This is a genomic window from Leisingera sp. F5, from assembly GCF_001593695.1.
Map to the genome: position 1 here is coordinate 1 of NZ_LUKH01001156.1, position 1226 is coordinate 1226.

Annotated in this window: 2 protein-coding genes; both read left to right on the top strand. The window is 63.6% G+C overall.

The annotated features are described in order from the left end of the window. The coding region (locus A2I95_RS39715) for a sigma factor-like helix-turn-helix DNA-binding protein (protein ID WP_291737846.1) at nucleotides 1-163 on the top strand (163 nt) is incomplete at its 5' end. Further along, complete coding sequence (locus A2I95_RS39720; protein WP_291737845.1) at nucleotides 160-996, top strand: ChaN family lipoprotein; 837 nt, start codon at nucleotides 160-162, stop codon at nucleotides 994-996. The genes A2I95_RS39715 and A2I95_RS39720, both read left to right, overlap by 4 nt. Nucleotides 997-1226: the final 230 nt, after the last annotated feature.

The window sequence follows — 1226 nt, forward strand, 5'->3', positions numbered from 1 at the left end:
CACAGAACGCAAGCTGCGCGAACGCCCGCGCACTTTGGAAAGTCTGGGAACCGAACTGGGGCTTTCCAAGGAACGGGTCCGCCAGCTGGAGGCCGGGGCATTCCAGAAAATGCGCAAATGCCTTGAAGGCCAGTCGCGCGAGGTGCACAGATTGCTTTCATGAGAAAGCAGATCAATTTTCTGAAAGTAATGCTAAGCGCCGCCTGTCTGGCGGCGCTTAGCCTGTCTGGCGTCCGAGCGGATGAAATGTCCGAGGCTGCCCGGCTGCTGAGCGGCGCTGATGTTGTGATTCTCGGCGAGGTGCATGACAATCCAGTGCATCATCAGCGGCAGGCAATTCTGCTGGCAAAGCTGCAGCCTAGGGCGGTGGTCTGGGAGATGATCACTGCGGAGCAAGCAGCCGCACTGGATCCTGAAACGCTGGCGAACGCTAGGCTGACGGCCCGGCAACTGGATTGGCAGAATTCCGGCTGGCCGGACTTCAGCCTTTATGCGCCGGTGTTTGCAGCTGCTGCCGATGCCCGCCATTATGGTGCACAGGTGCCGCGAGCAGAGGCTGCGGAAGCTTGGGAACGCGGCGTGGCTGCCTTTTTCCGGGCTGAAGATGCGGCCCGCTTTGGCCTTGATCAGCCGCTACCGGAGGCAGAACAGGCCGAGCGCGAGGCGGACCAGCAGACGAATCACTGTAATGCGATGCCGGTTGAGATGCTGCCTGTCCTGGTGGACTTCCAACGCCTGCGGGACGCCGCCCTGGCAAAAGCCGCGGATACCGCGCTTGCGGAAACCGGTGGTCCGGTGGCTGTGATCACCGGCAATGGCCATGCCCGCACCGACCGCGGGCTGGCGGTCTACTTGGCCAAGGCCCGTCCAGCGGTGCAGATCCGCAGCTTGGGCCAGTCCGAGGGCGGGCAGATCAGCGGGACATTTGATCTGCTGCTTGACGCGGGCGCGGCCGGCCGGCCGGATCCCTGCCTGGCCTTCCAAAGCGGCGGCTAAAAATCATCGAGGGCTAAGCACCGGTCTGTTTGGAAACGGTACCGCGCCGTGCGCAGCACGGCGCCCTGCCCAACGCTGCCGGGGCCGCGGGTCCGTGCCGCGCGGGGGCGGGAGCCTTTGCTTTGGCTTTGGCCGTCTCACGCTGGGAAAACCGTTTCACACTTTCGCCGCAGCGCAGTAAGGTCGCGGGAAACGGGACAAGGGCGGACAAATGCTGGCTGGCAGACATA